This is a genomic window from Halorubellus litoreus, assembly GCF_055378595.1.
This window is the reverse complement of sequence record NZ_AP043836.1, coordinates 2,953,498-2,966,791: the sequence shown is the minus strand read 5'-3', so window position 1 is coordinate 2,966,791 and position 13,294 is coordinate 2,953,498. Positions and strand designations below refer to the sequence as shown.

The following is a 13,294-nucleotide window of genomic DNA, read 5'->3' as shown; positions in this document are numbered from 1 at the left end:
CTTACCATCTCATCCCCGTTGCGTCGGTCACGTCCACGTCCCCGAAGTTCCGGTAGAGGACGAGGATGATGCCGATACCGATGGCGACCTCCGCGGCCGCCAACGCCATCGTGAACAGTGCGAACGTCTGGCCCGTGAGGTTCCCCCAGTAGAGACTGAACGCGACGAAGTTGATGTTCGCCGCGTTCAGCATGAGCTCGACGCTCATCAGGAACATCAGGGCGTTCTTCCGCGTGAGGATACCGGCGAGCCCGATACAGAACAGGCCCGCGGACAGCACGAGGTAGTACTCGGCAGGTACCGCCATCAGGCGTCACCTCCGTCCGTGGACTCCTCGGCGACGTCCGGTTCGCTGCCACCGTCCGCCGCGACCGCACCGCGCGGCGCGGCGTCCTCGGACGACGTGAACAGCGTCACGACCGTACTCAGGCTCTCGCGTCGCGCGAGCGTCACCGCACCGACGAGCGCCGCGACGAGCACGAGGTCGATGATCTCGAACACCGCGAGGAAGCTCTCGCTCTTGAGTTCGTCGGGGAGCTGACCGGACAGCCCGAACATCGCGTACCCGATGGTCTCCGTGATGCTCACCGGCTCGGAGACGACGCCGTACGTCTGTCCACCGGCGGTGACGATCGTCGCGTTCACGCCGGAGTCCTCGGTGAGCAACGTCGACTCGTTCCCGCTCGCCGTCGACACCTGCGCGAACGTACCGTTAGCCGTCGTCTGGATGCTCGCGTTCGATGCGACGCTCGCGTCCCCGATGGACTCGTTCGCCACCTCGGCGTTCTGCGGGAACCCGGCCGCGTCCCCGATCGGTGCACCGAGGAACACTGCCGCCATCACCACGAACAGCCCGACCGCCGCCACCGCCGGCAGCAAACCGCTTGTGTCGCGTAACTCAGGTCTGGTCGTCATCTCTGTACCACCCCGCCTTCAGTATCGCTCTCGCGCGTCAACATCACGGCGAACGTGATGAGGATGAGAACCCCGCCCACGTAGACGAGGACCTGCATCGCCGCGAGGAACTCCGCTTGCAGCATCACGAAGTGAACCGCGACGCTGAGGAGGCTCACCCCCACGAGGAGTGCGGCGTGCCACACGTCCTCGACGAGGACGACCCCGGCCGCCGCCCCGAGGGTCACGACGGCGAACAGCGCGAAAGCGATGGTTTCTGCTAGTGCCATTGTTTCGTTTGCTTACTGATAGTCGACTTCGCCATCGCCCTCACCGATCCACGCACCACGGTCGGGTTCACGGGATTCGAGGGGGTCGATGTCTTTGTACCACGGAACGCTCTTCAGCTGTTCCTTGTTGTACACCAGTTCGTCCTTCGTGTCGCCCGTGAACTCGAAGTTCTGCGTGAGCAGGATCGCGTCCACCGGACACACCTCCTCGCACAGCCGACAGTAGATGCACTGTCCGATGTGGAGGTTGTACTGTTCGCCCTGACGCTGGTCGTCGGTGACGATGTGGATGGTGTCGTTCGGACAGACGTTCTCGCACTGCCGACACCAGATGCATCGTTCCTGACTGAACTTGTGTACCCCACGGAACCGCGCGGAGACCTCCGGCGTCTCCTCGGGGTACTGGACGGTGAACTTCTCACCGTCGAGCGCGTGCTTCATCGTCGTCGCCATGCCTTTCAGGATTCCAATCATGCTATCACCCCGACGAGAACGGCGGTGAGGAGCAGGTTCGCGAACGACAGCACGAGCATGCCCTTCCAGCCGATCTCGATGAGTTGGTCGATGCGGACGCGCGGGACCGCGGAGCGCGCCCACTGCGTGAGCAGGAAGAACGCCCAGATCTTGATCGTGAACCAGATGAATCCGGGGAGGACGGGTCCTGCGGGCCCGCCGAGGAAGAGCGTCGCCGCGATGGCGCCACCCAGGAAGATGTGGAGGAACTCTCCGAGGTAGATGAGGACGAAGTACACGGAGGAGTACTCCGTCTGGTACCCGGCGACGATCTCGGTCGGTGCCTCCGGGATGTCGAAGGGGTTCCGGCCGACCTCGGCGATGTTCGCGATCGTGAACAGCACGAACGCGAACGGGTTCACGAACGCGAACCACGGCGGAATCTGGAGGCCGGCGACCGAGAGCAGCGGCTCCGCGCCGCCACTGATGGTCTGCGCGGCGACGATCTCGCTCATCTGGAGCGACCCGGCGAAGATGACGACCGAGGCGCCCGTGAGGACGAGCGGGATCTCGTACGCGATGTTCTGCGCGATCGCGCGCAGCGACCCCATGAACGAGAACTTGTTCGAGCTCGCGTAGCCGGCCATCGTCAGTCCGAGCGTCGCGATGGACGCGACCGCGAACGCGTACGCGAGACCGGCTTCGGGGTCAGCTATCTGCATGTTGATGCCGAACAGCGACCCCATCGGGATGACCGCGAACGCGAAGAGCGCGGACCCGGCGACGACGAGCGGCGCGAGGTCGAACGCAGGCCGGTCGACGCGCTCGGGGATGATGAGTTCCTTCGAGAGCAGCCGGATCGCGTCCGCCGGAATCGTCAGGAGACCGAACGGCCCCATCCGGTTCGCCGCGTACCGGTCGGTGAACGCCGCCGTTATCTTCCGCTTCGCCCACGGCCCGGCGATACCGGTGTACGTGAGCATGATGGTGCCGATGATGCCGGCACCGACGATAGCGGCGAGGAACTCGCCGGCGACGCCGAAGTTCCCGAGTCCGGTTACCTGACTGATGAACTCGGGGAGCGTCTGCGTCGCCATCAGCGGTCCACCTCCCCGAGGACGATGTCGAGACTCCCGAGGCTCGCGATGAGGTCAGGGACGTACTCGCCCTGCGCCATCTCGGGGAGCGTCTGCAGGTTCGAGTAGCACGGACTCCGGATCTTGAACCGCGCCGGCTTGTCCGTCCCGTCCGCGCGCATGTAGATGCCGAGTTCGCCCTTCGCCGCCTCCACCGCACGGTAGACTTCCGTGTCGTTCTCCGGCTTCAGCGTCCGCGGGACGTTCGACTGGATGGTGCGCTCCTCCTCGGGCCACTCCTCGAGCAGGTCCACGCACTGCTGGATGATCTTCGCGGACTCCTCGACCTCCTGCATCCGCGTGAGGACGCGCGCGTAGTTGTCCATGCCGTCCTCGGTGACGACGTCCCAGTCGAGTTCGTCGTAGTACCCGTAGGGGTCGTCGCGCCGGAGGTCGTAGTCGACGCCGGACGCGCGAGCGACCGGCCCGGTCGCACCGTAGGACTTCGCGACGTCCGGCTCGAGGATGCCCGTGTCGACGCAGCGAAGCTGGAAGATCTCGTTGGACGTGATGAGGTCGTGGTACTCCTCGAGCTTCCCGGGGAGTTCGTCGAGGAAGTCCCGCGTCAGCTCGAAGAACTCCTCGCGGGGCTCGGGGAGGTCCCACGCCACGCCACCGAGCCGGAAGTAGTTGAACATCATCCGCTGGCCGGTGAGTTCCTCGAGGATGTTCTGGACGACCTCGCGGTCCCGGAACGCGTACTGGAAGATGGCGGTGAAGTCGCCGTAGACGTCCAGCGCGAACGTCCCGAGTGCGAGCATGTGCGCGGCGATACGGCAGAGTTCCGCGCCCATCGTCCGGATGACCTGCGCGTACTCCGGGACCTCGATGTCCGCGAGGTCCTCGGCGGCGCGCGCGTACGCCCATTCGTTGAGGAGGCCGGCGGAGACGTAGTCCCACCGGTCGGGGTACGGCATGATCTGGTGGCGGTACGTGCCGTTCTGGCACACCTGTTCCTCGCACCGGTGCAGGTACCCGATGTCGGATTCGACGTCCGCGACCGTCTCGCCGTCGAGCACGGTCTTGACGTGGAGGACGCCGTGGGTCGCCGGGTGGTGCGGACCGATGTTGAGGAACATCGTGTCGTTCTCCTCGTCCCGGTGGTCGTCCTTCAGCGGGTTGTCGTGCTGGCCGAGGGTGACGACCTGCGGGCGGTCCTGGTCGTAGTCCATCGACAGCGGGTGCCCCTGCCACGTCTCGGGCATGAGGATACGCCGCATGTCGGGGTGGTTCTCGTACTCGATACCGACCAGGTCGTACGCCTCGCGTTCGTGCCAGTCGCACGTCCGGTACGCGGCGTTCCCGGACTCACTCACGGGATTGTCCTTCGTTGCAGGGACGACGACGCTGACCTCGTTCGTCGGGTCGTCGTACTGCTTCAGGTGGTAGATGGACTCGTAGCGGTCCTCGTACTCCTGGGCGGTGACGAGCGAGCAGTGATCGAATCCGGCGTCGTCGCGGAGCGCGAGCAGCGTCTCCTCGACGGTGTCCGGGCGAACGACGACCGCGAGGTCGGCGTTCAGGTGCTCCTCGGTGTCGAGCACGCGGTCCCCGAGCAGGTCCAGGATCGCCTGCGGGTCGACGTCGCCGTTCGCGTCGAGCGTGTCGTCGCGTACGGGTTCCAGGCTCATGGCGAATCAGCCCAGTTGTACCGCATCGCGAGGGTTTCCTCGTCGATCTGGTCGGCGAGCTGGTCGACGACCTCGTCGCGCTCCATGTCCCCGAACTGCTCGAGCTCGTAGGGCTTGACCGTGACGGGACTGGATTCCCCGTTCGCGATCCGCTCTTGGAGTTTCGCGACGCCGTAGATGAGCGCCTCCGGGCGCGGCGGGCAACCCGGGACGTGGATGTCGACCGGGATGACCTCTTCTGCGCCCTTCACGACGTTGTAGCCCTCCTGGAACGGTCCACCGGAGATCGTACACGACCCCATGCCGACGACGAACTTCGGTTCGGGCATCTGGTCGTACACGCGCTTCATGCGCGGCGCGAACTTCGAGACGATGGTCCCGGGGACGATGATGACGTCCGCCTGTCGCGGGCTCGCCCGCGGCACGCCGGCGTGGAACCGGTCGAGGTCGTGCTTGATGGCGTACGTGTGGATCATCTCGATGCTGCAGCACGCGATACCGAACTGCAGCATGAACATCGACGACCCCCGCACCCAGTTCATGAACTTGTCGAACTTCGTGAGGATGAACGGGGAGGCGCCGAAGGCCTCGCGGAGCTTCGAGTTGAAGCGGTCGTCGAGGCCGGCTCCCATGCGTGCCTCACGCGTCTTGGTCAGTGCGTCTGTGCTGCCGCCGTCCGTGGTGTTGTCGGAACTCATTGTTTGACGGGGTTACTGTGTCTCGCTCGCCTGCGGGTCGCGCGCCCACTGCACGGCGCCGTTGTGCCACGCCCAGGCGAGCCCCACGACGAGGACGCCGATGAATACGAGCATCGGCGCCAGTACGGTCACGAGCCCGACGCCGTCTTCGAGAGCAGACCGATAGATGACCGTCCAAGGGAAGATGAGGACGGTCTCGATGTCGAAGACGACGAACAGGAGTGCGACCATGTAGTACTGGATGTTGAAGCGGATGCGAGTCCCGCCGGTGGGGACCTCACCGCTCTCGTACGTGGTGCGCTTACTGTCTTCTGGAACGCTCGGCCGCAACAGCGACGATACCAGCATCATACTCAGCGGTATCACCACTGAAACGACCCCGAGCGCCCCGACTGCTATCCATGGATTCATACCGTATACTCCGTATCATCCGTCGGTTTGAAGCGCTCCCATATAAGGGTTGATTCTTGTGGTTTTCGGGTTCTGGCCGGGGTGTCCGTCCGGAAGACGGAGGAATCGACGTGAGGCCGGTTCCCTGGGTTGTTTTGTTTCACCGAGCGCTTGCGCGCACGCGAGAGCGGGGTGGATTGAGTTCTGAGCGCTACGTCTGTCGTGGCTGGTCGCGTCTGTCGGTCGTGGCTAGTCGTGCTTCTCGCGGAAGCCCGGGGTCCCGAGCGTGTGGAGGTCGTGGGAGACGTCGGCGACGTCGGCTTTGAGGCCCTCGTGGTAGTCGACGAGGCGGTCGCGGAGGTCGTCGTGCTCGCGGGCGAGTATCATCGCGGCGGAGAGCGCGGCGTTGAAGCTCTTGCCGGCGTCGACGGCGGTGAGCGGGGCACCCGTGGGCATCCCGATGACGGAGTCGACGGACTTCTCCTGGACGGGGACGCCGACGACGGGGACGGGGTACGCGATGCTCGCGGTCATGTTCGGGAGGTCGGCGGACTTCCCGCCGGCTCCGGCGATGACGACGTCGAGCCCGCGTGCTTCGGCGGTCTCGGCGTACGCGTACATGAGTTCGGGCGTCCGGTGGGCGGAGACGACGAACGTCTCGAACGTGAAGCGCGCGTCGGGCGCGTCGTGGTAGTCGGTCTGTTCGGCGAACCCGAGTTCGTCGACGAGTGCGTCGTACGCGCCCGCCGAGTCGTCGGTCCCCATCATGACGTCGAGGTCGGAGTCCGACCCCATGACGATGCCGACGTCGGGCGTCTCGTCGCTGGGTCGGTCGTCGTCGGCCTGTGCGTGGAGGTCGTCGATGAGCGCTTGCAGTCTGTCTGTCATTGGTTGGTGTGAGGCTTCGCTGGGTGTGGGTCAGTCGAACGCGATGCTGTCGCGGAGGGTGCGGGCGCCGGCGAGCAGGTCGCCGACCGATTCGTCGGCCGTCTGGACGCACGTGACGTGACCCATCTTCCGGAGCGGGCGCGTCTCGCGTTTGCCGTACCAGTGGAGGTTCGCGCCGGGCGCTTCGAGGATGGCGTCGACGTCCGCGATGGCGGCGTCCCGCGAGTCGGTGCCGTCGCCGAGGAGGTTCGCCATCGCGGTCGGGCCGCGGAGGCCGGTGGCGGCGAGCGGCCATCCGAGGACGGCGCGGACGTGCTGCTCGAACTGGCTGGAGTGCGCGCCTTCGATCGTCCAGTGCCCGGAGTTGTGCGGGCGGGGTGCGATCTCGTTGACGGAGATGCTGCCGTCCGCGTGCTCGAAGAGCTCGATGCCGTAGACGCCGCGGCCGTCGAGGACGTCGAGGACGTCGAGTGCGACGTCGCGAGCGCGGTCGCGGACGTCGTCGCTCGTTCGGGCGGGGACGACGGTCTCGCGGAGTATCTGCTCGCGGTGAACGTTCTCGCCGACGGGGAACGCGGCGGTCCCGTCGTCGCCCTGGACGGCGATGACGGAGAGTTCGCGCTCGTAGTCGACGAACGATTCGACCATCGCGTTCCCTTCGCCGCCGACCTCGGCGAGCGCCGCGGCGTGGTCGGTGTCCTCGTCCACTGGGATGTTCCCGCGACCGTCGTACCCGCCGGTGCGCGCCTTCAGCATCGCTGGCGCGCCGAGGTCGTCGAGCGCGTCAGCGACGTCGCCCGGTGATTCCACCTCGCGGAAGTCCGGGACGGGGACGCCGGCGTCGGCGAGCGCGCGCTTCTGGACGAGCTTGTCGTGGATGAGATCGAGCGTCGCGGGCTTGGGGTGACAGGGGACGCCCGTGTCGCGCTCGATGCGTTCGAGCGCGTCCTGGTCGGCGAGTTCGATCTCGAACGTGAGGTAATCCGCGCGTTCGGCGAGGTCGCGGATGGCGTCGGTGTCGTCGAACTCGGCGACGATCTGGTCGCGCGCCGGTGGCGCGGCCGGACAGTCGGTTGTCGGGTCGAGAACGAGGACGTCGACGCCGAGGGGCGAGGCGGCTTCGGCGAGCATCCGTCCGAGCTGGCCGCCGCCGACGACCCCGAGCGTCGGGCCGGGCGTCGAGAGCGTGGTCATCACGCGAGGGGTTCTGGGGGCCGGCGCTTAACGGTTCCTCCTTTCATGCGCGCGACCGGCGGCCGTGATGGCCGCGCGGTCGGTCGCGTTCGTCGACCCGCCGACTGCTGGCTCGTCGAGCGCGCCGGCGACATCGGTGTCGCGGTCGACGAAGACGGTGACGGTGACGTTGCGCTGGGTGAGGTTGAACGTCGTCCGGTCGTAGCCGCCACCGAGTACCGTGGAGACGTTCCCGGCGAGCTGCGAGCGGACGACGACGACGGGCGGGTCGGTCGCTGCGAGGTCTTCGAGGCCGGCGAGCGTCCGCGCGCTGTCGGTCGTGGCGTTCATCGCTTCGGTGTACCACGGGAGCGGCAGGCGGTTGTACCAGCCTTCGTTCGCTTCGACGAGTTCGTACTCGCCGTCGTCGCGCTGCGTGTAGACGTCGCCGACGGGGAGGCGGTCGACGCGGTCGGGGTTCTCCAGGTAGAAGTACGCGCCGTAGTAGACGACGTCCGGGCCGTCGTCGTTCGCCGCGGCTGCGGCGTCGACGCGTTCGAGGGTGTCGCGGACGTCGTCGGCGGGCTGGCCGTACTGGACGAGCGGGTTGTCCTGGCTCTGCGGGTGGAGGTACGCGGTGCCGGCGGCGGTCGTGAGGGGGACCGCAAGCGCGACGCAGAGGACGATGGCGGCGACGCCGGCGACGCCGGGGTCGCGGTCGCGCGCTGCCGTCGCGAGGCGTCTGGCGACCGCGGCGAGGGCGACCGCGGCGGGGATGGCGAGCGGGACGACGACGTGGACGGCGTGCCAGGGAGCGTTCACGAGCATCGCGAGCGGGGTGACGAGCGCGGCGAGACCAGCCCAGACGAGTGCGAACTCGACGAGTTCGTCGCGCTCGCCGTAGCGGTTCGCGAGGAACCCGAGGACGCCAGCGGTGACGACGGTGAGGCTCGTGACCGCGAGCGTCAGGAGGAGCGGGAGCGTGAACGTGAGGTAGTCGTTGTGGTTGCTCGCGACCCAGACGCCGTAGTAGTCCGCGAGCGGATGGACGAGCCCGGCTTCGACGAGCGCGGGGAGCGCGAGCGGGTCCGCGAGCGAACTCCAGAGGCCGAGGCCGTCGGGGTTCCGTGGTGCGAAAAGGAAGAGCGTCAGCACGAGGAACCAGACGGTTGCGAGGACGCCGGGCGCGCGCCATCGGCGGACGCGCGCGCCGAGGTCGGTGCCGCGGAGGAGGACGCCGACGATGCCCGCGGCGGCGGCGACCCACGTGAGCGCGAACGCGACGTCGCGGCTCCCGGTCGCGAGCGGCGACCCGAGGAAGCCGGAGGCGCCGACGTACGCGGCGACGACGCCGCCGACGAGCCAGACCGCGTTCCGGTCGACGATGCGGTCGGCGTCCTGGAGCGCGAGTCCGGCGAGGAGCGCGACGACGGCAACGAGGATGGCGACGACGACCGTCGAGAACGGCCCGAACGCGAGGACGACGACGGGGTTGAAGACCGCGACGACCGCCATCTCGGGCGTGCCGCGCGCCCGGACCGCGGCGACGAGTTCGCCGCCGCGGCGATGGTCGAAGACGGGTCGTCGGGCGACGGCGCGGAGGAACGCGCGCTGGTCCGCGACGACGAGCCCAGCGGCGACCCAGAACGCGACGTAGAGGAGGGCGTTGGCTTTCGACGCGAACGCGAGCGCGCCGAACGTGCTCGCGGCGTACAGGTACCGCGGGTTCCCGCTGTGTCGCGTGCGGACGAGGAACCCGAGCGCGGCGAGCGCGAACGCGGCGACGAGGACGTCGTTCCGGAGGTATCGCGAGTAGTAGACGAGCACGGGGTTCGCGGCGAGGAGGACGCCGAACGCGAGCAGTTCGCTGTCCCGGAGGTGGTCGCGGAACAGCCACGCCGCCAGCGGGAGGAGGCCGCCGACGACCGCGACGGGGAGGCGCGCGACGAGGTCGGACGCGCCGACGAGTTCGAAGAGGACGCGGTCGACGTGGTAGAGCAACGGGCCGTGCGTGACCGGGCGGTACTCGAAGACGCCGGTCGCGGCGTACCGGAGGACGTCGTACCCGAGGCGCGCCTCGCCCCAGGACGCGATGCGGTCGCCGAGCGCGAGCAACCGGGCGAGCGTTCCGGCGACCGCGAGCGCGAGCAGCGCGGCGAACGTGCCGCGTCGGTCGGTCCGACGAGAGGTCATCGTCCCCCACCTGTTCCCCGGAGGGTAAGGGCTTTGCCAATCCCCGTGACCGCGGACCGCGCGCCCGAAGCGATTCGCAACCCACGATGCTGTGGCAACGTTTGCTCGGGCGTCCGGTCCCGGTAGGTTCTTGTGGCGTCTCGGCAACCGGTGGTGTATGGCACGGCTCGGACTGGTGGTTGCCGAATTCAATCGGTCGGTCACCGCGGAGATGGAGGACGCTGCGCTGTCGGCGGCCGAGGCGCGCGACGCCGAGGTCGTCGACGTCACGTCGGTCCCCGGCGCGTACGACTCGCCGCTGGCGGCGGACCGACTGGCGCGACGGGACGACGTCGACGCGGTCGCGGTCGTCGGCGCGATCGTCACCGGCGACACGAACCACGACGAGGTCATCGGGAACGCGACCGCCCAGAAGCTCACGGACGTGAGCCTGGAGCGGGACACCCCCGTGACCCTCGGCGTGACCGGGCCGGGTATGAGCGGTGCGGAAGCCAGGGAGCGCGTCGAGAACGCCGCGCACGCGGTCGACGGCGCGCTCGACCTGGTCGCTGAACTCGAGGACGACTCATGACCATGGATTTCGCTTCTCGCGTCGAACGCGTGGAACCGAGCGCGACGCTGGCCATCTCGAACGCCGCCTCCGAACTCGAAGCGGAGGGGCACGACGTGGTGGACTTGAGCGTCGGTGAACCAGACTTCCCGACCCCGGAGAACGTCGTGCAGGCGGGGAAGGACGCGATGGACGCCGGCCACACCGGCTACACGTCCAGTAACGGCATCCCCGAACTGAAGGACGCCATCGTCGACAAGCTCGCGGACGACGGCCTCGATTACGCGACCGACGAGGTCGTGGTGACGCCCGGCGGCAAGCAGGGCCTGTTCGAGGTCATCATGAGCCTCATCGACGACGGCGACGAGGTCGTGCTCCTGGACCCGGCGTGGGTGTCATACGAGGCGATGGTGAAGATGGCGGGCGGCACGCTCAGTCGCGTGGACACGTCGCCGTACGACTTCCAGCTCGAACCGGCGCTCGACGAACTCGCGGACGTCGTGAGCGACGACACCGAGTTGCTCGTCGTGAACTCGCCGAGCAACCCCACCGGCGCAGTGTACTCGGACGCGGCGATGGAGGGCGTGCGGGACCTCGCCGTCGAGCACGACGTCGCGGTCATCAGCGACGAGATATACAAGGAGATCACGTACGGCGTCGAGTCCACAAGCCTCGGGAGCCTGGACGGGATGGGCGACCGCACCATCACCCTGAACGGGTTCTCGAAGGCGTACTCGATGACGGGGTGGCGGCTGGGCTACTACGCGGCGCCCCAGGCGCTCGTCGACCAATCCAGCAAGCTCCACTCGCACTCCGTCTCCTGTGCGGTGAACTTCGTGCAGCACGCGGGCGTTGAGGCACTCCAGAACACCGAGGACGCGGTCGCGGAGATGGTGGAGGCGTTCGAGTCCCGCCGGGACCTCCTCGTGGACCTCTTCGACGACCACGGCGTGCACGCGGCGACGCCCGACGGGGCGTTCTACCTCATGCCCGAGGTCGCCGACGACGACCAAGCGTGGTGCGAAGCCGCCATCGAGGACGCGCACGTCGCCACCGTCCCCGGGAGCGCGTTCGGCACGCCCGGCTACGCGCGACTGTCCTACGCCGCGAGCGAGGAACGCCTGAAGGAGGGCGTGCAGCGACTCGCCGACGAAGGTCTGCTGTAAGCACGCGGTACCGAGCGGTCCGCTCCGGATTCTCTCCTGTTTGGTTCGACAGCGTCCCCTCAGCCAGTGGTCAGTTCCGCGCCCCCTCTCGGAGGTCCCGGAGGATCGGCGCGAGGCTGTCTCGGACCACGATGTACGCGAACCCGAGGAGGACGGCACCCAGCACTGCCCCCCACGCGGCGAGGACGGTGTCGCCCGACCGGAGCATGTCGAACGCGAACCGCTCGACGTAGGCGCCGCCCACCGAGAGGGAAACGCCGACCGAGCCGAAGAACAGTACCTGCAAGAGTTCGGGGACGACCTCGCCCACAGTCGATAGCATGCCCGGCGGTTGGCAATCAGTATCTGAAGCCCTTTCGGTTTTCGCAACCGAAACTACTTTTATATCCGAGGTTGCTCGTAACGCTATGACCGGTCGATACGGCGACCTCGACTATCCCTCGCTCACGAAACGCAGCTTCCTCCTCGGCGTGTGCCTCCTGATCGTCGGCGAGGTCGGTGATGCCTTCCTCAGCCAGTACGGCGGCACGGTGCCGGCGTGGGAACACCAGTTGCTCGTCAGTGCAGCCGTCCTCGGCGTCCTCATCGCGCTCTGTTCACCGTTCGTCTTCGGTATCGTCCTGCCGTTGACGGAGTGACGTCACTCCGCTCGCGTGTGGTTCGCGTCGCGGGACTCGAATGCAGCGACGAGATCCTCCGGGAACGTCCCGGGCGAGAAGATGGAGACGACGTCGCCAGCGTCGATGCGAGTCTCCCCGTTCGGCGTGATGCGCTCCTCGCCGCGCTCGATACTGACCACCAGCACCTCGTCCGAGAGCAACCCCTCGTCGTTCGCGTCTTCGAGGGTTAGCCCCCGTATCTCCGCGTCCTCCGAGACCGTGAACTCGACGACCTCCGCACCACCGACGACGTTCTGGAAGTCCCGGACCGCGGACTGCGGTTCGTCCCCGTTCGGCGCGAACGACTGGTAGGGGCGGAACGACTCGTTCCGCAGGATGTCCTCGCGTTTGATGGTCGCGCCGAGGTCCGAGAGCACTCGCGCGATGCGGTCGATGTCGTCGGTCGTCTCCCCCACGGCCGTGATGAGGAGGTTGTCCTGGCCCGCGAGGAGCTCTCGGACGTTCACCACGCCGCGCTTCGAGAGCGCCTCGGACGCGATAGCCGACCGCTCGCTGACGGGCACGGTGCACGTGAACTGCGTCACGACCTTCCCGTCGGTCGCCTCGTAGTCGACGTCGGCGTGATACCCGCGGATGATGCCGTTCTCCTCCAGTTGCCGGATGCGGTTCCGGATGGTCGCGGGCGTGACGTCGACCTCCTCGGCGATCATCGGTGCGGACGTGTTCCTGGCGTCCGCCGCGAGATGATACAGTATCAGTTGGTCGATCTCGTCGATGCGGTAGTTCACGTCCGAACGTACTCTCGGTCCGAAGAAATGCATTACGCACCCGGTACCACGGCGGACGCGACGCCCCAGCCCAGTCCTGGTTAGCGAACTGTCGAAGACACGACAGCCCACCCACTAGAATCCTCAATGCCTAATACACGCCCTCCTCATTATCTATTAGCAAATTCTATACCCTGCTAGTTTTTGTATCCTCATTCTAGAGGTGGTGGTATGGCGACTGAAGACGGTCTGTCACCGATGGAACGATTGCGGTCGCACTACGACCACGAGGAACTCACCTGCGCCGAGTGCGGGTACGAGGACGACGACGGCCACTGGCAGAGTGAGACCAACGGCAGCGAAGTCCACTACTTCCACGAGTGCCCGCAGTGCGGCGCCGTGCGCGAACACACCCTCTCCATCTCGGGCGACTGACGCACCGCAC

The 13,294-nt window shown here is 67.2% G+C and carries 17 protein-coding genes; 4 read left to right on the top strand and 13 right to left on the bottom strand.

The annotated features are described in order from the left end of the window. Nucleotide 1: 1 nt before the first annotated feature. The 11 genes from nuoK to ACZ48X_RS18985 all read right to left on the bottom strand — a co-directional run bounded on the left by nuoK (nt 2) and on the right by ACZ48X_RS18985 (nt 9,746). Nucleotides 2–307: an NADH-quinone oxidoreductase subunit NuoK gene (gene nuoK / locus ACZ48X_RS19035; protein WP_336352039.1), complete on the bottom strand. Its 306-nt coding sequence runs from the start codon at nt 305–307 to the stop codon at nt 2–4. Beyond that, nucleotides 307–915 carry a hypothetical protein gene (locus ACZ48X_RS19030; RefSeq protein WP_336352038.1) on the bottom strand — a complete coding sequence of 203 codons (609 nt, stop codon included), beginning with the start codon at nt 913–915 and terminating at the stop codon, nt 307–309. The genes nuoK and ACZ48X_RS19030 overlap by 1 nt, the downstream gene beginning before the upstream one ends. Further along, nucleotides 912–1,184: an NADH-quinone oxidoreductase subunit J gene (locus tag ACZ48X_RS19025; RefSeq protein ID WP_336352037.1), complete on the bottom strand. Its 273-nt coding sequence runs from the start codon at nt 1,182–1,184 to the stop codon at nt 912–914. Before ACZ48X_RS19025 ends, ACZ48X_RS19030 begins: the two co-directional genes overlap by 4 nt. Before the next feature lie 12 nt (nt 1,185–1,196). Next, nucleotides 1,197–1,658 carry a NuoI/complex I 23 kDa subunit family protein gene (locus tag ACZ48X_RS19020; protein ID WP_323676685.1) on the bottom strand — a complete coding sequence of 154 codons (462 nt, stop codon included), beginning with the start codon at nt 1,656–1,658 and terminating at the stop codon, nt 1,197–1,199. Next, complete coding sequence (locus ACZ48X_RS19015; RefSeq protein WP_336352036.1) at nt 1,655–2,734, bottom strand: complex I subunit 1/NuoH family protein; 1,080 nt, start codon at nt 2,732–2,734, stop codon at nt 1,655–1,657. Before ACZ48X_RS19015 ends, ACZ48X_RS19020 begins: the two co-directional genes overlap by 4 nt. After that, on the bottom strand, nt 2,734–4,404 hold the full coding sequence (locus ACZ48X_RS19010) for an NADH-quinone oxidoreductase subunit D (protein ID WP_336352035.1): 1,671 nt from the start codon (nt 4,402–4,404) through the stop codon (nt 2,734–2,736). Before ACZ48X_RS19010 ends, ACZ48X_RS19015 begins: the two co-directional genes overlap by 1 nt. Next, complete coding sequence (locus ACZ48X_RS19005) at nt 4,401–5,102, bottom strand: NADH-quinone oxidoreductase subunit B (protein ID WP_336352034.1); 702 nt, start codon at nt 5,100–5,102, stop codon at nt 4,401–4,403. The genes ACZ48X_RS19010 and ACZ48X_RS19005 overlap by 4 nt, the downstream gene beginning before the upstream one ends. A 12-nt stretch (nt 5,103–5,114) precedes the next feature. Then, nucleotides 5,115–5,513, bottom strand: coding sequence for an NADH-quinone oxidoreductase subunit A (locus ACZ48X_RS19000; protein ID WP_336352033.1), 399 nt, complete (start codon nt 5,511–5,513; stop codon nt 5,115–5,117). 228 nt (nt 5,514–5,741) lie between these two features. Continuing rightward, nucleotides 5,742–6,380 (bottom strand): AIR carboxylase family protein, encoded by a 639-nt coding sequence (locus ACZ48X_RS18995; protein WP_336352032.1) that lies wholly within the window; start codon nt 6,378–6,380, stop codon nt 5,742–5,744. A gap of 30 nt (nt 6,381–6,410) precedes the next feature. After that, on the bottom strand, nt 6,411–7,574 hold the full coding sequence (locus tag ACZ48X_RS18990; protein ID WP_336352031.1) for a 5-(carboxyamino)imidazole ribonucleotide synthase: 1,164 nt from the start codon (nt 7,572–7,574) through the stop codon (nt 6,411–6,413). 27 nt (nt 7,575–7,601) lie between these two features. Then, complete coding sequence (locus ACZ48X_RS18985) at nt 7,602–9,746, bottom strand: flippase activity-associated protein Agl23 (RefSeq protein WP_336352030.1); 2,145 nt, start codon at nt 9,744–9,746, stop codon at nt 7,602–7,604. 157 nt (nt 9,747–9,903) lie between these two features. On the opposite strand from ACZ48X_RS18985, the gene ribH reads away from it, so the two are divergent. Next, complete coding sequence (gene ribH / locus ACZ48X_RS18980) at nt 9,904–10,317, top strand: 6,7-dimethyl-8-ribityllumazine synthase (protein WP_336352029.1); 414 nt, start codon at nt 9,904–9,906, stop codon at nt 10,315–10,317. After that, on the top strand, nt 10,314–11,462 hold the full coding sequence (locus ACZ48X_RS18975; protein WP_336352028.1) for a pyridoxal phosphate-dependent aminotransferase: 1,149 nt from the start codon (nt 10,314–10,316) through the stop codon (nt 11,460–11,462). The genes ribH and ACZ48X_RS18975 overlap by 4 nt, the downstream gene beginning before the upstream one ends. A 70-nt stretch (nt 11,463–11,532) precedes the next feature. Here ACZ48X_RS18975 and ACZ48X_RS18970 read toward each other — a convergent pair whose 3' ends face one another. After that, entirely contained in the window at nt 11,533–11,784 is a 252-nt protein-coding gene (locus ACZ48X_RS18970; protein ID WP_336352027.1) for a hypothetical protein, read from the bottom strand. Nucleotides 11,785–11,869: 85 nt separating this feature from the next. Here ACZ48X_RS18970 and ACZ48X_RS18965 point away from each other — a divergent pair, with 85 nt between their 5' ends. Continuing rightward, nucleotides 11,870–12,100, top strand: a complete 231-nt coding sequence (locus tag ACZ48X_RS18965; protein WP_336352026.1) for a DUF7860 family protein — start codon at nt 11,870–11,872, stop codon at nt 12,098–12,100. A gap of 2 nt (nt 12,101–12,102) precedes the next feature. Here the strand turns inward: ACZ48X_RS18965 and ACZ48X_RS18960 are convergent, their stop codons facing one another. After that, nucleotides 12,103–12,870 carry an Lrp/AsnC family transcriptional regulator gene (locus tag ACZ48X_RS18960; RefSeq protein ID WP_336352025.1) on the bottom strand — a complete coding sequence of 256 codons (768 nt, stop codon included), beginning with the start codon at nt 12,868–12,870 and terminating at the stop codon, nt 12,103–12,105. 210 nt (nt 12,871–13,080) lie between these two features. On the opposite strand from ACZ48X_RS18960, the gene ACZ48X_RS18955 reads away from it, so the two are divergent. Beyond that, nucleotides 13,081–13,284 carry an HVO_0649 family zinc finger protein gene (locus ACZ48X_RS18955; protein ID WP_336352024.1) on the top strand — a complete coding sequence of 68 codons (204 nt, stop codon included), beginning with the start codon at nt 13,081–13,083 and terminating at the stop codon, nt 13,282–13,284. Nucleotides 13,285–13,294 lie beyond the last annotated feature (10 nt).

What these genes read in the sequence shown, in the direction of transcription:
- nuoK (WP_336352039.1), bottom strand. Translation starts at nt 307, where the DNA reads ATGGCGGTACCTGCCGAGTACTACCTCGTGCTGTCCGCGGGCCTGTTC.
- ACZ48X_RS19030 (WP_336352038.1), bottom strand. Translation starts at nt 915, where the DNA reads ATGACGACCAGACCTGAGTTACGCGACACAAGCGGTTTGCTGCCGGCG.
- ACZ48X_RS19025 (WP_336352037.1), bottom strand. Translation starts at nt 1,184, where the DNA reads ATGGCACTAGCAGAAACCATCGCTTTCGCGCTGTTCGCCGTCGTGACC.
- ACZ48X_RS19020 (WP_323676685.1), bottom strand. Translation starts at nt 1,658, where the DNA reads ATGATTGGAATCCTGAAAGGCATGGCGACGACGATGAAGCACGCGCTC.
- ACZ48X_RS19015 (WP_336352036.1), bottom strand. Translation starts at nt 2,734, where the DNA reads ATGGCGACGCAGACGCTCCCCGAGTTCATCAGTCAGGTAACCGGACTC.
- ACZ48X_RS19010 (WP_336352035.1), bottom strand. Translation starts at nt 4,404, where the DNA reads ATGAGCCTGGAACCCGTACGCGACGACACGCTCGACGCGAACGGCGAC.
- ACZ48X_RS19005 (WP_336352034.1), bottom strand. Translation starts at nt 5,102, where the DNA reads ATGAGTTCCGACAACACCACGGACGGCGGCAGCACAGACGCACTGACC.
- ACZ48X_RS19000 (WP_336352033.1), bottom strand. Translation starts at nt 5,513, where the DNA reads ATGAATCCATGGATAGCAGTCGGGGCGCTCGGGGTCGTTTCAGTGGTG.
- ACZ48X_RS18995 (WP_336352032.1), bottom strand. Translation starts at nt 6,380, where the DNA reads ATGACAGACAGACTGCAAGCGCTCATCGACGACCTCCACGCACAGGCC.
- ACZ48X_RS18990 (WP_336352031.1), bottom strand. Translation starts at nt 7,574, where the DNA reads ATGACCACGCTCTCGACGCCCGGCCCGACGCTCGGGGTCGTCGGCGGC.
- ACZ48X_RS18985 (WP_336352030.1), bottom strand. Translation starts at nt 9,746, where the DNA reads ATGACCTCTCGTCGGACCGACCGACGCGGCACGTTCGCCGCGCTGCTC.
- ribH (WP_336352029.1), top strand. Translation starts at nt 9,904, where the DNA reads ATGGCACGGCTCGGACTGGTGGTTGCCGAATTCAATCGGTCGGTCACC.
- ACZ48X_RS18975 (WP_336352028.1), top strand. Translation starts at nt 10,314, where the DNA reads ATGACCATGGATTTCGCTTCTCGCGTCGAACGCGTGGAACCGAGCGCG.
- ACZ48X_RS18970 (WP_336352027.1), bottom strand. Translation starts at nt 11,784, where the DNA reads ATGCTATCGACTGTGGGCGAGGTCGTCCCCGAACTCTTGCAGGTACTG.
- ACZ48X_RS18965 (WP_336352026.1), top strand. Translation starts at nt 11,870, where the DNA reads ATGACCGGTCGATACGGCGACCTCGACTATCCCTCGCTCACGAAACGC.
- ACZ48X_RS18955 (WP_336352024.1), top strand. Translation starts at nt 13,081, where the DNA reads ATGGCGACTGAAGACGGTCTGTCACCGATGGAACGATTGCGGTCGCAC.